The sequence below is a fragment of the Aeromonas lacus genome, from assembly GCF_000764665.1.
Taxonomy (GTDB): domain Bacteria; phylum Pseudomonadota; class Gammaproteobacteria; order Enterobacterales; family Aeromonadaceae; genus Aeromonas; species Aeromonas lacus.
Genome location: NZ_JRGM01000140.1, coordinates 24,691 through 43,737, shown reverse-complemented (window position 1 = coordinate 43,737; position 19,047 = coordinate 24,691). Strand labels below are relative to the sequence as shown.

Below are 19,047 nucleotides of genomic sequence, written 5' to 3'. Positions count from 1 at the left end.
CAGGGTAGCTCACTGCTCGACCCCATGGAAGTCGGCCAGCCAGTAACGGGCGATGGTGCGCATGGTGGACTCCGGCAGCTCGAACAGGCCGGGGGCCAGCGGGCCGGCAGCCAGCATGCGGATCCCCTCCATGATCTCCGCCAGCACCAGATAGACGTATTCGCCGATGACGGCACCATGGACGAAGTTGACCGCCTCGCCCCGATTGAGCAGGTAGATCTGGGTGCCATCGGGCCGGTTGAGGGCCAGCACATGGGGACACACCTCCTCCGTCGGCCAGGGGAGTTGGGCCAGCGAGAAGGCGAACTCATCGTCGGCGGAGGTGACCGAGGCGACCATGGTGCCGGGGCGCAGCAGTTGCAGATCTGCCAGATCGAGCGAGCCGTTGCCGGTGGAGCAGATCACCAGCTCGGCGCGGCTCACGGCCTCCGCCTTGCTGATGAGACGAAAACCGTGGGAGAGCGCCTCCACCTGACGCAATACGTCGGTCTCCACCAACCCGAGGTGAAGGTTGCGACAGCGCAGGTCGCGCGCGATGCTGCGCCCCACCTTGCCATAGCCAAACAGCGCCGCCTCGCAGACGTTGAAGGTGCGGTTGAGATTGCGGGCCAGCGACTCGGCGGAGTAGACCACGCTCAGACCAATCTGGATATCCTCGGCCTGCTTGAGGGGGCTGCGCGCCACCGAGACCACCGGGGTCGCCAGCACCTCCTGCTCGTAGCGTTGATGGCCGTTTTCGGTCATCTCCACCACCCCGAGCAGACGGGGGCCAAAGTATTCACTCAGGGTCACCTGAGTCGTGGCAAAGTAGCCACCGATATCGAGGATCAACAGGCGTTCGTGGGGGGCCACCAGCGGCGCGATCTGCTCGATGACTCCCTGCGGACAGTTGGTCCACTGGCGATTGAGTGGTACGACCGGATAGTGGCGGGAGACCCACTCCAGGGTCGGGCCGTGTACCGATTTGGGTTTGGGCAGGATGGCGCCGATACGGCCAATCTGGCTGAGAGCCTCGATGAAACGGGGACGATCAGGAAGCAGGTGGGTAACCAGCAGAATGCAGAGACCTTCGATACGGCCCTGCCCGGTGAAATGGCGAAAAAACAGATGCTCAGATCCTTGACTGCGCAACTGTGGCCTCCTTAATTTGCCCCAAAATGTGTGCTGCAAAGCAAGCAAACAGAACCCGGCGCAGCCGGGTTCTGTGTGTGTCCAGATAAGTGAAAATCCTTTTTATCTTAAACACATAGGAGGGCTCAATCTTTATATCTCAAGAGTATGAGCAGGTATGCAAAAATGACCGTAATTGGCTGTTTTTCATGCGAAAATCAGTACAAAGAAGCAGCAGGCCAGACATGCCATAGACTGAGTCCGCAACCCGCCCCGGCAAGCAGGATCAGAGTCCCCCAGCGCAGAGGTGCTCCCTTGCCGCGCAATAGCCACTCCAGCAGCGGCAGCAACCAGACCGGCAGCAGAACCACCAGCGGAACCTCCACATATTGCCAGGCGAGCATCTGGACAAAAGCGAGCGCCAGCGCCAGACCGGCAGGCGCCACATTGACCCCGGCAAACGTGGCAAGCAGTGCCCGAAAACCGGCGAAGGCGGCCAAGGCCCCGGCCAGCTGGGCAATCAGCAGGCTGCCATCGATGCCGATCACCAGCGCCAGCCAGATGAAACCAAGGGCAAAACCAAGCCCCTCACGACTGTCACCGCGCATGCCCGCCCAGCCAAACCAGAGGATGGCGGGCAACTGCGCCAGCCAGATCATCGGCTCGCTTGTCAGCACCGAGGCCAGCCCCTGCCACCAGATCAGGGCACCGACAACGGTAAAGAGCAGCAGCGAACCGCGCAGATCGGTCACCTGCGCCGCGATAGCCGGCACCAGCAAGGTCAGCGGCAGCCACTGCCACGCCTTGCTGGGCAGGCCATAGGCTCCGCCCAGCAAGGATCCCACCAACCAGAGCGCCAGTGCGCCCCAGAAATAGCCCAGCCGCGGCCAGCGCCACGACAGCAAAGCGGCTCCCAGAGGAGCCGCCAGGGTTTGCAGCAGAAGTGAAGCGCCCATTACTTGCGCACGCCTTCAACAAACAGATTGATGCTCATCTCGTCCGGGATGTTCGGCACCATGTAGTTCACGCCAAAATCGCTGCGCTTGATGGTGGTGGTGGCGTTGAAGCCGCTACGGTAGCCACCCCAGGGATCCTTGCCTTCGCCAACCTTCACCAGATTGAAAGCAACCTCTTTGGCGACGCCGTGCAGGGTCAAGGTGCCTTTCAGTACGCCTTTATCCTTGGTTCCCTCATAAGCAGAGCTGACGAAGGTCATCTTCGGATACTGTTTCACGTCGAGGAAATCTGGGCTGCGCAGGTGCTTGTCGCGCGGCTCGTGGTTGGAATCCACGCTGGCGGCATCCACCTCGAAGCTCGCCTTAGCCGCCGCCGGATTGGCGTCATCCATGCTGAAGGTGCCGCTGAAGGTGTTGAAACGACCCACCAGCTCGGAGAAGCCAAGGTGGCCCACCTTGAACTGCACTGTGGTGTGCGCCGGGTCGACATCGTACTCCGCCGCCATCAAGGGGGCAGCCATAAAGAGGCAGGAGGCCAGCAGGGCTTTGCTCATTTTCATCCGTTCGTTCCTTCATCTTGGGGTTCACATCGTTGGCTGACATGCTAACCTCGTCGTCAGAATGAATAATCAGTGATTCATTAAATTCATTATTTACTGAGGATGGAAAATGGATCAGATCGCCGCCATGCGCACTTTCATCAAGGTGGTGGAGTGCCAGAGCTTTACCAAGGCCGCCAACCAGCTTGGCATCTCGGTGGCCATGGCCTCCAAACTGATGCAGCAGCTGGAGGAGTCGCTCGCCACCCGGCTGCTGTCGCGTACCACCCGTCAGGTCAACCTCACCGAAGCGGGCCAGTTCTACTACCAGCGCTCCCTCGCCCTGCTGGCGGAACTGGAAGAGACCCACAGCCAGCTGACCCACCACAACCAGCAGCCCAACGGTACCCTCAAGCTCTCGGTGCCTATGGACTTTGGCTATCTGCACCTCTCCCCCGCCCTGCCGCTGTTTCGCGAGCGCTTCCCCGACCTCAAGCTCGATATCGAGTACAGCGACCGGCGGGTCGCGCTGGTGGAAGAGGGGTTCGATCTGGCGCTGCGCATCGGCCACCTCAGCGACTCCTCGCTGGTAGCGCGCCAGCTTGCCACCATTCGGGTCGAGCTTTGCGCCAGCCCCGGCTATCTGGCACGCAAGGGGTGGCCGGAAAAGCCCGAAGATCTCAAGCAGCACGACTGTCTGGTCTACACCCTGACCCAGCCGGAGTGGCACTTCAAACGGGGAGGCGAGCAGCAGAGCATCCGGCCACAGGGGCCGCTGCGCGCCAACAACGGGGTGGCGCTGACCCGCGCCGCTTGTGATGATCAGGGCATCATATTGCAGCCCACCTTCATCGTCGGGGAAGCCTTGCAGGATGGCAGGCTGGTCAGCCTGCTGCCGGAGTGGGAGAAAGGCGAGGTGGGGCTCTATGCGGTCTATCCGCACCGCCGCTTCGTCTCGGCCAAGGTGCGCTGCTTTATCGAGTTTGTGCAGGAGCGCTATCTCGCCCCGCAGCAGTGGGAAGCTTAAGGCTTGGCGGACGTTGCCGGGGACAGGAGTGCCCGCAGTTGCAGCTCATCCGGGATCAGCTGCCAGCGCGGTAGCCGGGTGCGGATGGTGACAAGCTGCGGTTCGCTCAACGCATAGGGAAGGGCTACCGTCACCTCGGGGCAATCGAACATGGCGGCCAGCTGCAGGATCAGGATGAGGTTGGCCTCGTCACTGCGGCGATTGTTGACCCGCTTGGCAATTTCTTGGCGCAGCTGGATTTGCGGATCCTCGGTCATCGCCTGCCAGCCAAAACCAAACAGGGGCACCAGCGCACTGACAATGCCAAGGGCAGTCAGGGGCCGTTTGGGTGGATGATAGAGCGCGTTGAGATCCAGCAGAAGAGGCTCCTGCATCTGCTCACCGCCACCAAATAAAATCGTTTTCGTCATTGGATTACCCATTATATTCCACTAGACTGCGCCGCATATTAAGCCCGCCATGCCAACGAGGTGCTGATGCTAAGCGATATCGAGATCTCCCGCCACTCCCCCCGCCTCCCCATTAACGAACTGGCCAAGCGCCTCGCCATCCCGACCAACCTGCTCAGCCCCCATGGCCACTACAAAGGCAAACTCAGCCTCGACCTGCTCAAGTCACAGCCCGAACAGAGCGGCAAGCTGGTGCTGGTGAGCGCCATCACCCCCACCCCGCTCGGCGAGGGCAAGACGGTGACCACGCTGGGTCTCTCCATGGGGCTCAACCATATCGGTCAATCCAGCATCGCCACCATTCGCCAGCCGAGCCTCGGCCCGGTGTTCGGGGTCAAGGGGGGCGCAGCCGGCGGCGGTCATGCCCAGGTGGTGCCGATGGAGGAGATGAATCTCCACCTCACCGGCGATTTCCACGCCCTCACCGCAGCCCACAATCTCGCGGCGGCCGCCCTCGATGCTCGCCTGTTCCATGAGCGCAAACTCGGCGACCAGTTCAGCGCCAAAACCGGCCTGCCGCGACTCGATATCGATGCAGACAACATTCTCTGGCCACGCACCCTCGACATGAACGACCGTGCCCTGCGCCACCTCACCATCGGTCAGGGTGGCGCCGCCGACGGGGTGGAACGCAGCGATCGCTTCGTCATCACCGCCGCCTCCGAGCTGATGGCCATTCTGGCACTGGCGAGCGATTTGAGAGACCTGCGCCAGCGCATCGGCCGCATCCAGCTGGCCCGTAATATCCACGGCAATCCCGTGACCGCAGAGCAACTGGAAGTGGCGGGCGCCATGACAGTGCTGCTGAAAGACGCGCTGCAGCCAACCCTGATGCAGACCACAGAGCAGACGCCGGTGCTGGTACATGCCGGTCCCTTTGCCAATATCGCCCATGGCAACTCCTCGGTGATCGCCGATCGCATGGCCCTTGGCCTCACCGATTATGTGGTGACCGAAGCGGGTTTTGGCTCCGACATGGGGCTGGAGAAGTTCTTCAACATCAAAAGCCGCCAATCCGGCATTACCCCCGCCTGTGTGGTACTGGTGGCCACAGTGCGCGGCCTCAAGGCCAACAGCGGCCTGCTCGATATCCGTCCGGGCCAGCCGCTGCCGGAAAGCCTGCTACGTGAGGATCTTCCGACTCTTGAGCAGGGCTGCGCCAACCTCGCCTGGCATATCGCCAATGCCCGTCGTTACGGCGTCCCCGTGGTGGTCGCCATCAACCGCTTCCCCACCGACAGCGAGGCCGAACTGGCGTTGCTGGCCCGTGAGGCGATGCAGGCCGGCGCCTGTGGCAGTGCCATCTCCAGCGCCTTTGCCCAGGGCGGCGCCGGTGCCAGCGAGCTGGCTCGCGCCGTAGTGGCCGCCTGCGAGCAACCGGGCAAAGTCAAATTGCTCTATCCCGACGAGGCAAGCCTCGAAGCCAAGCTGGCGACTCTGGTGGAGTGCGGCTACGGTGGTCGCGGGGTACAGCTGTCGGACAAAGCCCGCCAGCAGCTGGCACAACTTTCTGCCGAAGGGTGGGATCACTTGCCGGTCTGCGTGGCCAAGACGCCGCTCTCCATCAGCCATGACCCCACCCTCAAGGGGGTACCGACCGACTTCGAAGTGCCCATCGACGAGGTGAAGCTCTGCGCCGGAGCCGGTTTCGTCTATGCCATGGCGGGCCCTATCATGACCATGCCGGGCCTTGGCAGCCTGCCAGCCTATCGTCATATCGACATCGATGAAGATGGCGAGATAGTCGGCCTGAGCTGAATGATCGGATAAAGGGTCTGGTGCCGGCCGATGACGCTGCGCTAATCGACCCTGCGATCAAAACGCCTGCCAGAAACAACAAGGCCCCGTCACTGGACGGGGCCTTTTGCTATCTGCCAAACGCTCTTAGAGGGTAAAGCGCTGGGTCATATGATGCAACGAGGTGGCCAGTTTGCTCAGCTCGATGCAGGCCTGAGCGATCTGCTGCGCCCCCTGGGCATTCTCATCAGCCGCGTTATGGATATTGACGATGCTGCGGTTGAGCTCTTCGGTCACCGCATTCTGCTCCTCGGTGGCAGTGGCGATCAGGGTGTTCATGTCGGTGATCCGCACCACGGCACCATTGATGGTATCGATGCTGTGCCCCGCTTCCCGCGCCAACCCCACGCTCTCCTGCATCTGTTGACGGCTCAGCTGCATGGCGCTGCCCGCCTCGGCGGTGCGTGCCTGCAGCACCTCGATCATCTTGCTGATCTCGGCAGTGGAGTTCTGGGTTCGCTGGGCCAGAGAGCGCACCTCGTCTGCCACCACGGCAAAGCCGCGGCCCTGCTCACCGGCGCGGGCCGCCTCGATAGCCGCATTGAGAGCCAGCAGGTTGGTCTGCTCGGCAATACCGCGAATCACGTCCAGCACCATGCTGATATTGGTGCTGTCCTGCTCCAGCTGCTGCACTACGGAGCCCGCCTCCTCAATCTTGACCGATACCGCCTCGATGCTGCCGATGGCGCTGCGCACCACCTGATTGCCCTGGGTCGAGGTGCGGGAGGCATCCTTGGCAGCGCTCATGGCATCCGTGGTATTGCGGGCCACCTCGTTCACGGTGGATTGCATCTCGTTCATGGCGGTCGCCACCTGAGAGACTTCACTCTGCTGACGCGCCATGCCGCTGGCAGATTGATCGGAGATGGCGCTCACCTCCTCCACCGCGCTGCTGAGCTGGCTCACCGAGCCGGCGATCTCGCTCACCAGATCAGCAAGGGCGCCCTGCATGCGGTCAATGGCGGTGCCGAGCTGACCCAGCTCGTCACGCTTGAAGCGATTGCCACGGATCCACTCCTGCAGCTCCCCCTTGCCGAGCGCGCCGCTTGCGATGCGCTGCGCCTGACGGGCCAACATTACCAAGGGATCGCGGATCTGGCGGGTCAGCACGGTAGAGAGCACGGCCGCCAATCCCAGTCCCAGCAGCAGGGCGATGATGATGCTCAGCTTGGCGCTGTCAAATGCCGCCACCACCTGAGCACGGGAGCCCACGGAGTAGCCATGGTTGATGCGGATCAGATCCGCCACCGACTTGGCCAGATTGGTGTAGAGGGTGACTCCCTCGCCCATGAACAGCTGCTGGGCCTCGGCCAGCTGGCCGCCATCCTGCATCACTCTGATACGCTGGTGCAGAGCCACGTACTTGTCCCAGTCCTGCTTGACGATGTCAAAGGTGCGACGCTCTTCCACATCCTCCGCCCAGATGGTGGCATCGTGCGCCTTTACTTGCCGTGCGACCTCTTGCAGGCTCTGCTCGCCGAGATCGCGATAGTGGGCCTTCTGCTGCGGATCAGCCGCTACCAGAAACACATCCAGTTCATAACGGCGCAGGGTGTTGATGGTCTCGCCCAGCGTGCTGGTACGTACCACGGCGGGCAGTATGCTGTCGGTAAAACCGATGGCGGCCCGGTTCATGTTGCCAAACTGCAACAGCGAGAAGCCGCCGATGAAGGCCATCATCAGGCCGAGCATGGCGAAGCCGGCAGCGAGTTTCTTGCCAATGGTCATGGTATTCATGGCATGTCCTGGATTTGAGTGAACAGATAACGCCCGTCTGAACCGTATGGATACGGTTCGCTGTCACCACCTCCATGGCGGCTCATCCAGCCTTGATCAATCTGTGTCCCTACCTGAACGAAGCGAACGCGTTAACAAGATGCCGCCAACCTGACCGCTCACTGAAAAAGTCCCGGCAAGTCAGCAAAATGAGGCACCTTGCTGGCTTGCTTGCACTCTCCAGGAGAGCCAAACAAGCCATGGCGAGTTATATCGACCGGGAGGGGCTATCCCTTGAGGAGATTTATCGATGAAACTGACGGGCTACGAGCAGGAAAAATTGAGAGAAATATCAAGGAGACACGGCGCTGCGGCACCATGTCTCCTTGCCTGTCAGCTCTTCAGGCCGGACAGAAACTCGGCGCGGGTATCGGGCTGGGTCTTGAAGACGCCACCGAGGGAGGTGGTGGTGGTATAGGAGGTGGAATCCATCACCCCGCGCGCCTTCACGCAGTAGTGGGTCGCCTTGATGCTGATGGCCACATCCTTGGTGCCAAGCAGGGTCTGCAGCGCCAGCAGGATCTGCTGGGTCAGTCGCTCCTGCACCTGTGGTCGGCGGGCAAAGAACTGCACGATACGGTTGATTTTGGAGAGCCCGATCACCTTGCCGCGGGGAATGTAGGCCACATGGGCCAGCCCATCGATGGTAACGAAGTGATGCTCGCAGGTACTGGTGAGACTGATGTCCCGCACCATGATCATCTCGTCCACCTGCATCTTGTTCTCGATCACCGTCACCTTGGGGAAGGTGGAATAATCAAGGCCGGAGAAGATCTCGTTGACGTACATCTTGGCAATGCGGTGCGGCGTCTCGGCCAGACTGTCATCGGCCAGATCCAGACCGAGCGTCTCCATGATGGCGCGCATGTGGCCTTCGATCTTTTCGCGCTTCTGCTGACTGTCCAGCTCGTTGGCAACCAGGGGGGTTTCCAGTCCCTGTGCCTCGAGGGCCGCCCTGACCAGCAAGGCTTCCTGACTCAGTGTTGTCATTCTCTTCTCTCCCATGCTCAGGGACGTCGGGGCCGCCACGCTGGCCACCCCAAGCTTGATGATTGTAAGGCGGCATAGTAAACGGCCATTGCCGCCAATATTCAAGTCAACTTGCGTCCGTCATCATACTTTATGACCATAGCCCGACTTTTACCGCCCCATCCGCTGCCCATCCCCGGCAATTTTTGTGATAATCCCGCCTTCAATCATCAGAAGAGGTCATGACGATGGGATTTGATACCAGCGGACTACTGCCGTTAAGCGATGCCCTGCAAGGAATGCTGGAGCAACTCGCCTGCTGTTGCGACAGCGAGCAACTGCCCCTGCCACAGGCCCTTGGCCGGATCCTTGCCAGCAACATCGCCTCTCCCCTCGCCGTGCCCCCGTTCGACAACTCCGCCATGGACGGTTACGCCGTGCGGTTGGCCGATCTCGCTGCAGGCATCCCGCTCATCATGGCGGGCAAAGCCTTTGCCGGTCAGCCCTATCAGGGCGAGTGGCCCGGCGGCCACTGCGTGCGGATCATGACTGGCGCCCCGGTCCCCGTAGGGACAGATGCAGTGGTGATGCAGGAAGAAACGCAGGCCGACGGCGATCGGATCACTTTTCTGGCACAGCCCGAACCGGGCCAGAATATCCGCCGCGCCGGCAGCGATATCGACAAGGGGGCCTGTGTGTTGCAAGCAGGCACCCGCCTTACCCCGCGCGAGATGCCGCTGCTGGCCTCCCTCGGCATCGCCACCGTGCCGGTGCGCCGCCCACTGAAAGTGGCCATCTTCAGCACTGGCGATGAGCTCAAGCCAGTTGGCACCCCGCTCGCACACGGTGATATCTACGACTCCAACCGCTACGGCGTGCGGGCCATGCTGGCGCGTCTGGGGTGCGACTGCCTCGACCTTGGCATCATCCCGGACGACCCCGCCCAGCTGCGTGCCGCCTTTATCCGCGCCGATGAAGAGGCCGATGTGCTCATCACCACCGGCGGCGTTTCGGTAGGGGAAGCGGACTTCACCAAACAGCTGCTGGACGAGCTCGGCGAGATCGGCTTCTGGAAGCTGGCCATCAAGCCGGGCAAGCCGTTTGCCTTCGGCCGCCTGCCCCGCGCCTGGTTCTTCGGCCTGCCGGGCAACCCGGTCTCCGCCATGGTCACCTTCGATCAGCTGGTGCAACCGGCGCTGGCCAAGCTGGCTGGCCAACGCTTCGAGCGCCCGCTTCAGCTGCAGGCCGTCACCACCGAACCGCTCAAGAAGAGTCCGGGCCGGCTCGACTTCCAGCGCGGCATCCTGAGTCAGGGACCAAACGGCCTTGAGGTGCGCAGCACCGGCTCGCAGGACTCCGCCGTGTTCAGCTCCCTGTCGCGGGCCAACTGCTACATCATCCTTGAGCGTGAGCGTGGCCGCGTCGCTACGGGCGAAACCGTCACCGTCGAACCATTCGGGGGATTGCTGCTGTGAGCGAGATCCTGAGCGACGCCGAGCTGTTGCGCTACAACCGCCAGATCATCCTCAAATCCTTCGATTTCGAGGGGCAGGAGGCGCTCAAACTGGCCCATGTTCTGGTGATTGGCGCCGGTGGCCTCGGCTGCGCCACCAGCCAGTATCTAGCTGTGGCTGGAGTAGGCCAGCTCACCCTGGTCGATTTCGACAAGGTGGAGCTCTCCAACCTGCAGCGGCAGGTGCTGCACAACGATGCGCGCCTCGGCCACTACAAGGTGGACTCAGCAGCACAATCGCTGCGCGCCCTCAACCCCTGGCTTGATGTGGAGACCCACGCTGCCGTGGCCGATGAGGCGCTGCTCGATACCCTGCTGCCACGGCATCAGCTGGTGCTCGACTGCACCGACAATCTGGCCATTCGCAACCTGCTCAACCAAAAGGCGCGCCAGCACGGCGTACCGCTGGTCAGCGGCGCCGCCATCCGGCTGGAGGGTCAGCTCTGCAGCTTCACCTGGCAGCAGGATGAGCCCTGCTACGCCTGCCTCAGCGCCCTGTTTGGCGAGCAGGCCCTCACCTGTGTCGAGGCGGGAGTGCTTGCCCCCGTGGTGGGATTGGTGGGCAGCCTGCAAGCACTCGAAGCAATCAAACTGCTGGCCGACATGGGCAAGAGCTACAGCGGCCGCCTGCTGATGATCGACGGCCTAAGCGGCACCTTTCGCGAGATGAAACTGCCCAAGCGCCCCGAGTGTCCGGTCTGCTCACATCCGTAAGCACGGCAGCTCCCGCATAGCGATGTGCTCAGTTGCAGCCAATAAAAAGCCGACCCCATGGGTCGGCTTTTTGCATTGTTTTTTACGTCAAGTGCCGTCAGAAAATACCCTTGGCCTTGACTCGTTTGATGTTGGCTACTTGAGCCGACAAATCTTCCACTATGGGTTCAGCCTCAGCGCCATCACTGCCCTGTCGCACCGGCGCACTGGCCAGCCGCTGGATCAATCTGTGCTGCTCGCGGATCAGACGCGATTGCTCTTCCAGCTGACGGGACAACAACTGGATGCTGCTCTGCAGCGGCGCCAGATCCTGCTCGCCTGCAGTTGATGGCAACTTGCCCGCAATCGCTTCAGCCAGCTGCTCATGATCGAGGGGGGTTGGCAGACCTTGCCTCAGCTCATCCCACAGCTCGGTGGGCTGCTGCTCACCAAGGCGGCTCACTATCTCCTCCACCAACTGGTCGGAAGAGGGTGCTCCTCCCTGCTGGCCAAGACGACTCACAATCTCGTCAGCCAGCGAACCGTTATCTGCCTGCTCCAGCCGCGGAGCCAGTCGTGCCACTATCTCCTCAACCATGGCATCCGTAGCGGGGCGTTCGTTGCCCTCCCCGCCCAGATGGAAACCACAGCTGGCAAAGGCATGGCGCAGGGTGGTCATGCTCACCTGCTCCGGCCCCAATGCATTGGCAATCGCCTTGCAGAGGTTGGGCGCCAGTACATACATGAACATGCCCGAGAGATAGATATCCTTGTGGAAGCGGCTCTTGGAGAAGTCAAACTCCTCGCTGCCATCCTGGATCTTGCGCGCCCGCTGATACCAGTTCTGCAACACCCCGACCGCATAGCGATCAGACTCCAGCGCCCCCGGATCCATATAGATGGAGAAGGACATGCGCTTGAGTTGACTACTCATCGCCAACCTCGGCCATCACGGGCGCTTCGCGATAGACCTCATCCTCTTCGGTGGTGTAGAGGCAGATCTCGCGGGCCAGTGCGGACTGGGCATCATCCAGCAGCTCGACTCTGTCACCCAGAGTCGGGTAGGCCGCTTTAATGGCATCGTGGATGAGGGAAGCACCACCGCCGACCAGATAGACGCGGTTCGGGTTCTTGGCAAACTTCTTGGCTTCGTGGGCAACCTGGGAGCCCAGTTCGTCGATCTTGTTTTGCATCTTCTCGAGGATGCGCGGGATCTGGCTCTCGTCGTTGACCACCTCGCGCACGAAACTCATGTCGTGACGACGCTTGATGAACTCGTTGGCCACCAGATAGCTCGAATCGCTGTCTGCTGCCGCCAGCGCCTTGCGGGTCGCATCGGTCACCATGGAGACGCCGATCTCGTTGTTGCCGTAGACATCGGAGACATCGTCAAACTCGCCGACGATGATCCCCATGTCCAGGGTGGTGCCACCGCAGTCGATCACCAGCGTTTTGGTAAATTCGTTGCAGCCAGAACCGACCAGACGAGAGAGTGCCGCTGGCAGGCTCTCCGGCATCACTTCCACGCTGACGATGTTGAACAGTTCGCCCTTGTTGAGGGTGATGGCACGCATCAGGTTACGACGCTTCTTCTCGATCTTCTCTTCGTTACGCTGGCAATCATCCGGGTGATAGAACTCGGTGATGGGCAGGGTCACGGTAATGGCCACGTCACAGGGAGTTACGCCGGTTTGCAGCAGGGCATGATGCACGGAGAGCAGGTTGAGATCGTCATACTGGTACTCAACATGAGTGGTCGCCAGCGATTTGTCCGACGTCGCATCATAGGTGTATTTGGTATTGCCTATCTCGTAGTTGTAGATCTTCTTGTCTTTACGCAATGCGGCACTCTTCCAGTCCTTGCGAAAAGAGTTGGGAGAGATGATGGTCTTGAGCACCTTGTTCTCAATCCAGCTCACCTTGACGTTGGTCGAGCCATCATCGATGGCCATTTTCATTACTTCAGACATGGGGAAGCACCTGTTGATAGAGCAAAATTGGTCCGATTGCCTTGCCAACTGCCACAGGCAAGGCGATCGGACCACTACATACACGGAGTTGAAAGGCGACAAGTTTAATGAGTTTCTAAAATCCGGTGAAGCAAATGATTGAAACCGGAGGGGTCTTCCGCCGGCCAGGCGTGGTGACCCTCGGGGGTGTGGATGGTAGCGTTGGGCAAGGAGGCGAACTGCTCCACCCGCTTGGCGAGCGGCAGATAGTCGTGACTGGTGGAGATGATGGCCACCGGCTGCCAGATGTTGCCGAGCCGCGCGCGTACCGACCAGCCGGGCAGCGCCTCCAGCAACGCCTTGTAGGTTTTCTTTTTATTGCGCACGAAACGCAGCCGGAAGGTGTGACGCACCTGAGCCAGCTCAGGGCCGGGAAAGAGCTCGCGGCCGAGCCACCACGCGAGCGGACGCATGCCAAACCAGCGCAGCCACTTGAGCCGCTGGGCAAACCGCTCCTGCTCTTTGGGGGTCTCCAGCAGAAATTCGCTAAAGCCGTTGACCAGCACCAGCCCCTGCACCTTGTGCGGCAGTTGCAGCGCCAGCTCCAGCGCCACCATGGCCCCCAGGGAGAGACCCACCACCCAGGCGGGGCCGGATTGCTCATCAAGCCAGCGCACTACATCCGCCGCCAGAGTGGCCACGTCGAACGGCCCCTCCTGCATGCTCTGGCCGTGGCCACGCAGGTCGAGCGCCACCACCCGGTAGTGCTCGGAAAAATGCTCTATTTGTGCCTGCCAGTCGAGGCTGGAGGAGCCCAGCCCATGCAGCAGCAGCAACAAGGGGCCCTCCCCCGCACAGCGCAGGGCAAGACCGTTGGATTTCATCACCTGATTGCGGCGCATCAGTTCATTGCCTCTCGACTCATCCGCTGAACCATCCTGTTCTTCGTTTTTTATGCTTCAACCAGATATATCCCGCTCAACCTTCGCTGACCAGACTCACCGCCTTGATATAGGCGTAGATCTGCTGGTTCGGGGCGAGCGCCAGCCGTCTGGCGGAGCGGCTGGTGATCCGGGCCAGCAGTATCTGCTGACCCAGCGCCAACTGCAACAGGGTCTGGCCGGGGCGTACCTCGCGCTCGGCCAGCAATCGGGTGGTGAGGCAGTTGGAGAGGCTGGAGTGCTCGATGGGGGCGGTGGCAATCACCACGTCCCGCCCGGCCACCTTGATCTGCAGGGGGCCCCCCTCGTCCGGCACATGAGTCATGGTGACCCGCAATTGTTGCTCACCAAGCAGCAGAGTAGCCATCTGCTCGTCGTTATCGTAGTGAGAGAGGGTCGCCGTCAGCATCACCCCTGCGTCGTCGCGACTGGCGAGCGAAAGGTCGGTACGGGCGAAGATCTCGCTCGGTCGACCTTGCGCCTCCACCCGGCCATCCGCCAGCAACACCAGCTGATCGCAGAGCAGGCTCACCTCCTCCATGGCGTGGCTGACGAAGATCATCGGGATGCCGCTCTCCTGCTGCAACCCCTTGAGCACGTGGGCCTGATGGATGCGGCTGCGCCGATCCAGCGCGGAAAAAGGCTCATCGAGCAGCAGCAGATCCGGTTCGGCCAACAGAGCCCGGGCCAGCGCCACCCGCTGGCGCTGGCCGCCGGAGAGGCCGTGGGCCGGCTGGGGCAGCAGTTCGGCAAAGCCGAGCCGCTTCGCCAACGCCTCGGGTTGCCAGCGCCCTTGCCCCTTGCGGGCCGCCAGTTGCAGGTTGCCAAGCACGCTCAAGTGAGGAAAAAGGCGCGAATCCTGAAACACCAGTCCGATCCGGCGCGCTTCGGGCAGCAGATCGCTTAGCGCCCTGCCCTGCCAGTTCAAGGTGTCACCCGGTGCGCGATCCAGCCCGGCGATGATGCGCAGCAAGCTGCTCTTGCCGCAGCCGGAAGGGCCGAACAGACCGAGGATGCCCCCCAGCTCCAAGGCCAGCTCGCAATCGAGGGTAAAGGCGCCGAACTGGCGCTGCACCTTGAACTGCAGCGGGTGTGCCGTGAGGATTTCGCTCATCCGAACAGCCTCCGTTGCCGGCGCTGCAGCACGCCGTACACCAGCACCAGCATCACCAGCGAGAAGCCCATCAGCACCCCCGCCAGAATATGGGCATTTTGGTAATCCATCGCCTCCACATGATCAAACAGGGCGATGGAGAGTACCTGGGTCTCGCCCGGGATATTACCGCCAATCATCAGCACCACCCCGAACTCCCCTAGGGTGTGGGCAAAGCCGAGCGCCGCCGCCATCACGAAGCTGGGCAGCGTCATCGGCAAGATGATGTGAAAGAAGCGCTCAACCGGGCCGAATCCCAGGGTAGCGGCGGCCTCCAGCTCCTTGTTGCCCATGTTGACGAAGGCGGAGGTGAGCGGCTGCACCACGAAGGGAAGCGAGTAGAGGATGGAGGCGAGCAGCAGGCCGGTAAAACTGAACGCGAGCGGCGCACCGAAGGTGTCGCGCCACCAGGCGCCCAATCCGTAGGAGGGGGAGAAGGCCAGCAGCAGATAGAAACCGAGCACCGTTGGCGGCAGCACCAGCGGCAGCGCCACCAGGGCTTCTACCACGGGTCTGAGCCGATGCTGGCTACGCGACAGCCACCAGGCCAGCGGCGGCGAGAGCAGCAGCAGGATGGCGGTAGTGCTGGCTGCCAGCTTCAGGGTGAGCCAGACCGCCAGCAGATCCCCTTCACTCATCGCCTGCCTCCCGGGTAGATGCCGAAAACCATGGAGAGTGTGTTTTCATCGCACAGGCGGTCCGACCCGAAGGCCAGCCCGCCGTTAGCAGATCTGCCATGCCATCACTGCGGCAGTGCATAGCCCGCAGCCTTGATCTGTGCCTGACCCGGCCCCTTGAGCCAGACGACCAGCGCCTCTACCGCCGCCCCTTTCTTCAATACCAGCCCCTGCTGTTCGATAGGGGGATAGAGGTCAGCCGGTACGGCCCAGGCTTCGCCAGTCTTGCCCGCTTCCACCAGGTTGGCCCAGGCGACGAAGCCCAGCTCGGCGTTACCGGTGTCAACGAACTGCCAGGTCTGGCCGATGTTGGTACCGGTCAGCAGGCGGTACTGCTTGGGATCGATCTTGAGATGGTCGAGGGCCGCCATGGCAGCGGTGCCATAGGGAGCAGTTTTCGGATTGGCGATGGCAAGGTTGCCCTTCCAACTGCGCAGAGTTGCCTCATCAGGCGCAGGCCCTCCCTTCTTCCACAACCCCAGCTGGCCGATTGCATAGGTGAATCGCTCGCTCCCCTTGCCCTCCTGCTCCAGCTTCTGCGGGGTTTTCACATCGGCGGAGAGGAAGAGATCGAACGGAGCGCCGTGGCTGATCTGGGTGTAGAGCACCCCGGTCGCGGCAGAGGAGATAGCCAGGGTGTGGCCGGTCTTGGCGGTGAACTCCTTGCCGATACGCTCTATGGTGCCCTTGAAGTTGGCGGCTACGGCCACCTTGACCTCGTCGGCCTGCACGGCACCTGCCAGCAGCGCACTGGCGCACATCCCGGCGATGACAACGGATAACAGCGGTTTCATTCCTTTACCTCCTGACTGGGGCAGCTTTTGATACTCCCCAAAGCAGGGGCCACGGCTCCCGATGAACCTGCGCCCCTCAAACAGGTCAAGCTTGCCAGCGGGCGGCAGCAGTGTTGTCGCTCTCCTTGGCCTCGACCCAGCGTTGTACCCCTTCGACGGTCAGCTCTTTTTTCCAGAACGGCGCCCGGGTTTTCAAGAAATCCATGATGAAGTGGCAAGCCTCGAAGGCCGCCTCGCGGTGAGCGCTGCTCACCACCACCAGCACGATCTGATCGCCAAGCCACAGCTCGCCGATGCGGTGAATCAAGGTGCACTCCTGCAGTGGCCAGCGCTCGCGCGCCTCCTGCACGATAGTGGCCAGCGCCTTCTCGGTCATGCCGGGGTAGTGCTCGAGGGCCAGCCCCTTCACATTTTCCCCCTGATTGAAGTCGCGCACCTTGCCGACAAAGCTGACCACGGCGCCGGTGTCCTGCCGGTTGGCAAGGCGGGCATATTCGTCGGCCAGCGAGAAATCCTCCCGTTGCACCAGAATGCGATCGGTTATGGTTGCGTTGCTCATCCTTAACCTCCGGTCACCGGTGGGAAGAAGGCGACCTCATCGCCATCGGTGATGGGCGTGTCGAGCGGCACCAAGGTCTGGTTGACCGCAACCAGGAGCTTGCCTGCTTCCAGCGCCAGCGCCCACTTGTCGCCGCGCTCAGACAGGACTGCACGCAGCTGCTCGGCAGTAGCGTAGTCGCAAGGCAGGCTCAGCTCGTCGCAGGCCACCAGCTCTCTTACTTGCGCAAAAAAGAGTACCTTGATCATGCTTGCTCCCCGCTATTTGACCCCAACTGAAAATGGCCGGACTTGCCGCCTTTTTTCTCTACCAGACGTACCTGTTCGATCACCATGTCTTTTTGCACCGCCTTGCACATGTCGTAGATGGTCAGCGCCGCTACCGACGCGGCCGTCAGTGCCTCCATCTCCACCCCGGTCTTGCCGGAGAGCTTGCAGAGGGTGCGGATATGCACCCGATTCTGCTCGGCCAGCGGCACTATCTCCACCTCGACCCGGGTCAAGGCCAGCGGATGACAGAGGGGAATGAGATCCGAGGTTTTCTTGGCCGCCATAATGCCGGCGATACGGGCGGTGGCGAACACGTCTCCCTTATGGTGCTGGCCGCTCAGGATCAGGGCCAGCGTTTCCGGTGCCATGGCGACAAACGCCTCGGCGCGAGCCTCACGCTCGGTCACCTGCTTGTCGGTCACATCCACCATATGGGCTTCGCCACTCTGGTTGAGATGGGTCAGGTTGGGCTGGGTCTGCTTGGAGTCGTTCTGATTCATCACTTGCCCTCAAAGATGGGAGACAAAGTTGCACGGCTTGGTGCGGGCATCGAGCTGATCGCGGATAAGCTTCTCCCACCCCAGCTGGCAGGCACTGGTAGAACCCGGCAGGCAACAGATCAGGGTGCGATTGGCCAAGCCCGCCAGCGCGCGGCTCTGCATGGCGGAGCCCTTGATTTCGGCAAAGGAGAGCTGGCGGAACAGTTCGCCAAAGCCCTGTACAGTGCGCTCGAACAGCACGCCGACCGCCTCGGGCACCCGGTTCTGCTCGTTGAAGCCGGTACCGCCGTTGACCAGCACCACCTGCACCCCCTCATCGGCAATCCAGTCGCTCACCCGAGCCCGGATGCGAAACAGGTTGTCGGGGCAGAGCGCGCGATCGGCCAGCTGATGGCCCGATTCAGCGAGGGCGGAGACCAGATAGTCTCCCGAGCTGTCATCGGCGGCAGTGCGGCTGTCGGAAACCGTCAGCACGGCGATCTTGAGGGGAATGAATGCGTTGTTTTTCTGTCCCATCGGGCAGCTCCTTGTGGCTATAGGCCGTCAACGAGGCAGGAAGAAAAGAGAGTATGAGAGGCCATCCGCACAACCAGAACCGGTGTGGACAGAGTGGACTACTTGCTCAAGCGTTTGACGGCGGGCTGATTCTATCAAAGGTTTCACGAGATATGGGATTTAAAAGACTCACAAATCTGATGCTTGTCCCAGATATGCCGACTTGTTGCGGCACGCCCAAAAACACAGGCCGGGTTGCCCCGGCCTGCACTGCATGGTCAGAACCCTTTCACCCCGGTCATGTCGGGTAGCTGGTGCGCAATCCCCTTGTGACAGTCGATGCAGGTTCCCTGCCCCTCCTTGCCGAGGTTGGCCGAGTGCATCTTGGCGGCACGCTGTCCCTGCAGGGAGAAGTCCATGTACTCGAAGTTGTGGCAGTTGCGGCACTCGCGCGAATCAGTCTCTTTCATCCGCTGCCACTCCCGCTCCGCCATCTCGCGCCGGTGCGACTCGAACTTCTCGCGGGTATCCACCTTGCCGGTGATCATGCCCCACAGCTCCTTGGAAGCCTGCACCTTGCGGATGATCTTGTAGGTCCACTCGTGCGGTACGTGGCAATCCGGGCAGCTGGCGCGCACACCGGAGCGGTTGGAGTAGTGGATGGTGTCGCGATACTCCTCGAACACGTTGTCCTTCATCTCGTGACAGCTGGTACAGAAGGCTTCGGTGTTGGAAGCCTCCATAGCGGTGTTGAAACCGCCCCAGAAGATAACGCCGCCAAAGAAGCCCATCAGCAACAGCACCCAGAGGGCCGCCTTGGAGGGGGATTTGAAGGTGATCCACAGACGCTGGATAAAGCCGGGTAATTTCATCTATGGATT

General features: G+C 61.6%; 21 protein-coding genes. 4 read left to right on the top strand and 17 right to left on the bottom strand.

Annotated elements, in window-relative coordinates; all coding sequences use genetic code 11:
• Positions 1-9: 9 nt before the first annotated feature.
• From LG31_RS0113680 to LG31_RS0113670, 3 genes are all read right to left on the bottom strand, one after another.
• Positions 10-1,131: an adenosylhomocysteinase gene (locus LG31_RS0113680; protein WP_033115012.1), complete on the bottom strand. Its 1,122-nt coding sequence runs from the start codon at positions 1,129-1,131 to the stop codon at positions 10-12.
• A 197-nt stretch (positions 1,132-1,328) separates the two neighbouring features.
• On the bottom strand, positions 1,329-2,066 hold the full coding sequence (locus LG31_RS0113675; RefSeq protein ID WP_033115011.1) for a hypothetical protein: 738 nt from the start codon (positions 2,064-2,066) through the stop codon (positions 1,329-1,331).
• Positions 2,066-2,626: a YceI family protein gene (locus LG31_RS0113670; protein WP_033115010.1), complete on the bottom strand. Its 561-nt coding sequence runs from the start codon at positions 2,624-2,626 to the stop codon at positions 2,066-2,068. Before LG31_RS0113670 ends, LG31_RS0113675 begins: the two co-directional genes overlap by 1 nt.
• 109 nt (positions 2,627-2,735) lie before the next feature.
• Here LG31_RS0113670 and LG31_RS0113665 point away from each other — a divergent pair, with 109 nt between their 5' ends.
• Entirely contained in the window at positions 2,736-3,632 is an 897-nt protein-coding gene (locus LG31_RS0113665) for a LysR family transcriptional regulator (protein WP_033115009.1), read from the top strand.
• On the opposite strand, the gene LG31_RS0113660 is transcribed toward LG31_RS0113665, so the two are convergent.
• On the bottom strand, positions 3,629-4,042 hold the full coding sequence (locus LG31_RS0113660) for a hypothetical protein (protein ID WP_033115008.1): 414 nt from the start codon (positions 4,040-4,042) through the stop codon (positions 3,629-3,631). The genes LG31_RS0113665 and LG31_RS0113660 overlap by 4 nt on opposite strands.
• A gap of 66 nt (positions 4,043-4,108) precedes the next feature.
• Between LG31_RS0113660 and LG31_RS0113655 the strand changes: the two genes are divergently transcribed.
• A complete protein-coding gene (locus LG31_RS0113655) occupies positions 4,109-5,839 on the top strand; it encodes a formate--tetrahydrofolate ligase (RefSeq protein ID WP_033115007.1) in 1,731 nt (576 codons plus the stop codon).
• A 126-nt stretch (positions 5,840-5,965) separates the two neighbouring features.
• Here the strand turns inward: LG31_RS0113655 and LG31_RS0113650 are convergent, their stop codons facing one another.
• Entirely contained in the window at positions 5,966-7,615 is a 1,650-nt protein-coding gene (locus tag LG31_RS0113650) for a methyl-accepting chemotaxis protein (protein ID WP_033115006.1), read from the bottom strand.
• Between the two features lie 372 nt (positions 7,616-7,987).
• Positions 7,988-8,644 (bottom strand): GTP cyclohydrolase I FolE, encoded by a 657-nt coding sequence (folE, locus tag LG31_RS0113640; protein WP_033115004.1) that lies wholly within the window; start codon positions 8,642-8,644, stop codon positions 7,988-7,990.
• A gap of 227 nt (positions 8,645-8,871) precedes the next feature.
• Here folE and moeA point away from each other — a divergent pair, with 227 nt between their 5' ends.
• Together moeA and moeB are read left to right on the top strand one after the other, a co-directional pair.
• A complete protein-coding gene (gene moeA, locus LG31_RS0113635) occupies positions 8,872-10,098 on the top strand; it encodes a molybdopterin molybdotransferase MoeA (protein ID WP_033115003.1) in 1,227 nt (408 codons plus the stop codon).
• Positions 10,095-10,850, top strand: coding sequence for a molybdopterin-synthase adenylyltransferase MoeB (gene moeB, locus LG31_RS0113630; protein ID WP_033115002.1), 756 nt, complete (start codon positions 10,095-10,097; stop codon positions 10,848-10,850). The genes moeA and moeB overlap by 4 nt, the downstream gene beginning before the upstream one ends.
• A 97-nt stretch (positions 10,851-10,947) precedes the next feature.
• Here the strand turns inward: moeB and LG31_RS0113625 are convergent, their stop codons facing one another.
• From LG31_RS0113625 to LG31_RS0113575, 11 genes are all read right to left on the bottom strand, one after another.
• On the bottom strand, positions 10,948-11,763 hold the full coding sequence (locus LG31_RS0113625; RefSeq protein WP_238567520.1) for a hypothetical protein: 816 nt from the start codon (positions 11,761-11,763) through the stop codon (positions 10,948-10,950).
• Positions 11,756-12,799 (bottom strand): plasmid segregation protein ParM domain-containing protein, encoded by a 1,044-nt coding sequence (parM, locus tag LG31_RS0113620; protein ID WP_185226818.1) that lies wholly within the window; start codon positions 12,797-12,799, stop codon positions 11,756-11,758. The genes LG31_RS0113625 and parM overlap by 8 nt, the downstream gene beginning before the upstream one ends.
• A gap of 104 nt (positions 12,800-12,903) precedes the next feature.
• Positions 12,904-13,680, bottom strand: coding sequence for an alpha/beta fold hydrolase (locus LG31_RS0113615; protein ID WP_033115001.1), 777 nt, complete (start codon positions 13,678-13,680; stop codon positions 12,904-12,906).
• 76 nt (positions 13,681-13,756) lie between these two features.
• Positions 13,757-14,833 carry a molybdenum ABC transporter ATP-binding protein gene (modC, locus tag LG31_RS0113610; RefSeq protein WP_033115000.1) on the bottom strand — a complete coding sequence of 359 codons (1,077 nt, stop codon included), beginning with the start codon at positions 14,831-14,833 and terminating at the stop codon, positions 13,757-13,759.
• A complete protein-coding gene (modB, locus tag LG31_RS0113605) occupies positions 14,830-15,510 on the bottom strand; it encodes a molybdate ABC transporter permease subunit (protein ID WP_033114999.1) in 681 nt (226 codons plus the stop codon). Before modB ends, modC begins: the two co-directional genes overlap by 4 nt.
• Positions 15,511-15,614: 104 nt before the next feature.
• Positions 15,615-16,343, bottom strand: a complete 729-nt coding sequence (modA, locus tag LG31_RS0113600; protein ID WP_033114998.1) for a molybdate ABC transporter substrate-binding protein — start codon at positions 16,341-16,343, stop codon at positions 15,615-15,617.
• Between the two features lie 85 nt (positions 16,344-16,428).
• Positions 16,429-16,902, bottom strand: coding sequence for a molybdopterin synthase catalytic subunit MoaE (moaE, locus tag LG31_RS0113595; RefSeq protein ID WP_033114997.1), 474 nt, complete (start codon positions 16,900-16,902; stop codon positions 16,429-16,431).
• 2 nt (positions 16,903-16,904) lie between these two features.
• A complete protein-coding gene (gene moaD, locus LG31_RS0113590; protein ID WP_033114996.1) occupies positions 16,905-17,150 on the bottom strand; it encodes a molybdopterin synthase sulfur carrier subunit in 246 nt (81 codons plus the stop codon).
• A complete protein-coding gene (gene moaC, locus LG31_RS0113585; RefSeq protein ID WP_033114995.1) occupies positions 17,147-17,671 on the bottom strand; it encodes a cyclic pyranopterin monophosphate synthase MoaC in 525 nt (174 codons plus the stop codon). The genes moaD and moaC overlap by 4 nt, the downstream gene beginning before the upstream one ends.
• A 9-nt stretch (positions 17,672-17,680) precedes the next feature.
• Positions 17,681-18,187: a molybdenum cofactor biosynthesis protein B gene (gene moaB, locus LG31_RS0113580; RefSeq protein ID WP_033114994.1), complete on the bottom strand. Its 507-nt coding sequence runs from the start codon at positions 18,185-18,187 to the stop codon at positions 17,681-17,683.
• Positions 18,188-18,444: 257 nt separating this feature from the next.
• Positions 18,445-19,038: a cytochrome c3 family protein gene (locus LG31_RS0113575; RefSeq protein WP_033114993.1), complete on the bottom strand. Its 594-nt coding sequence runs from the start codon at positions 19,036-19,038 to the stop codon at positions 18,445-18,447.
• Between the last annotated feature and the right edge of the window lie 9 nt (positions 19,039-19,047).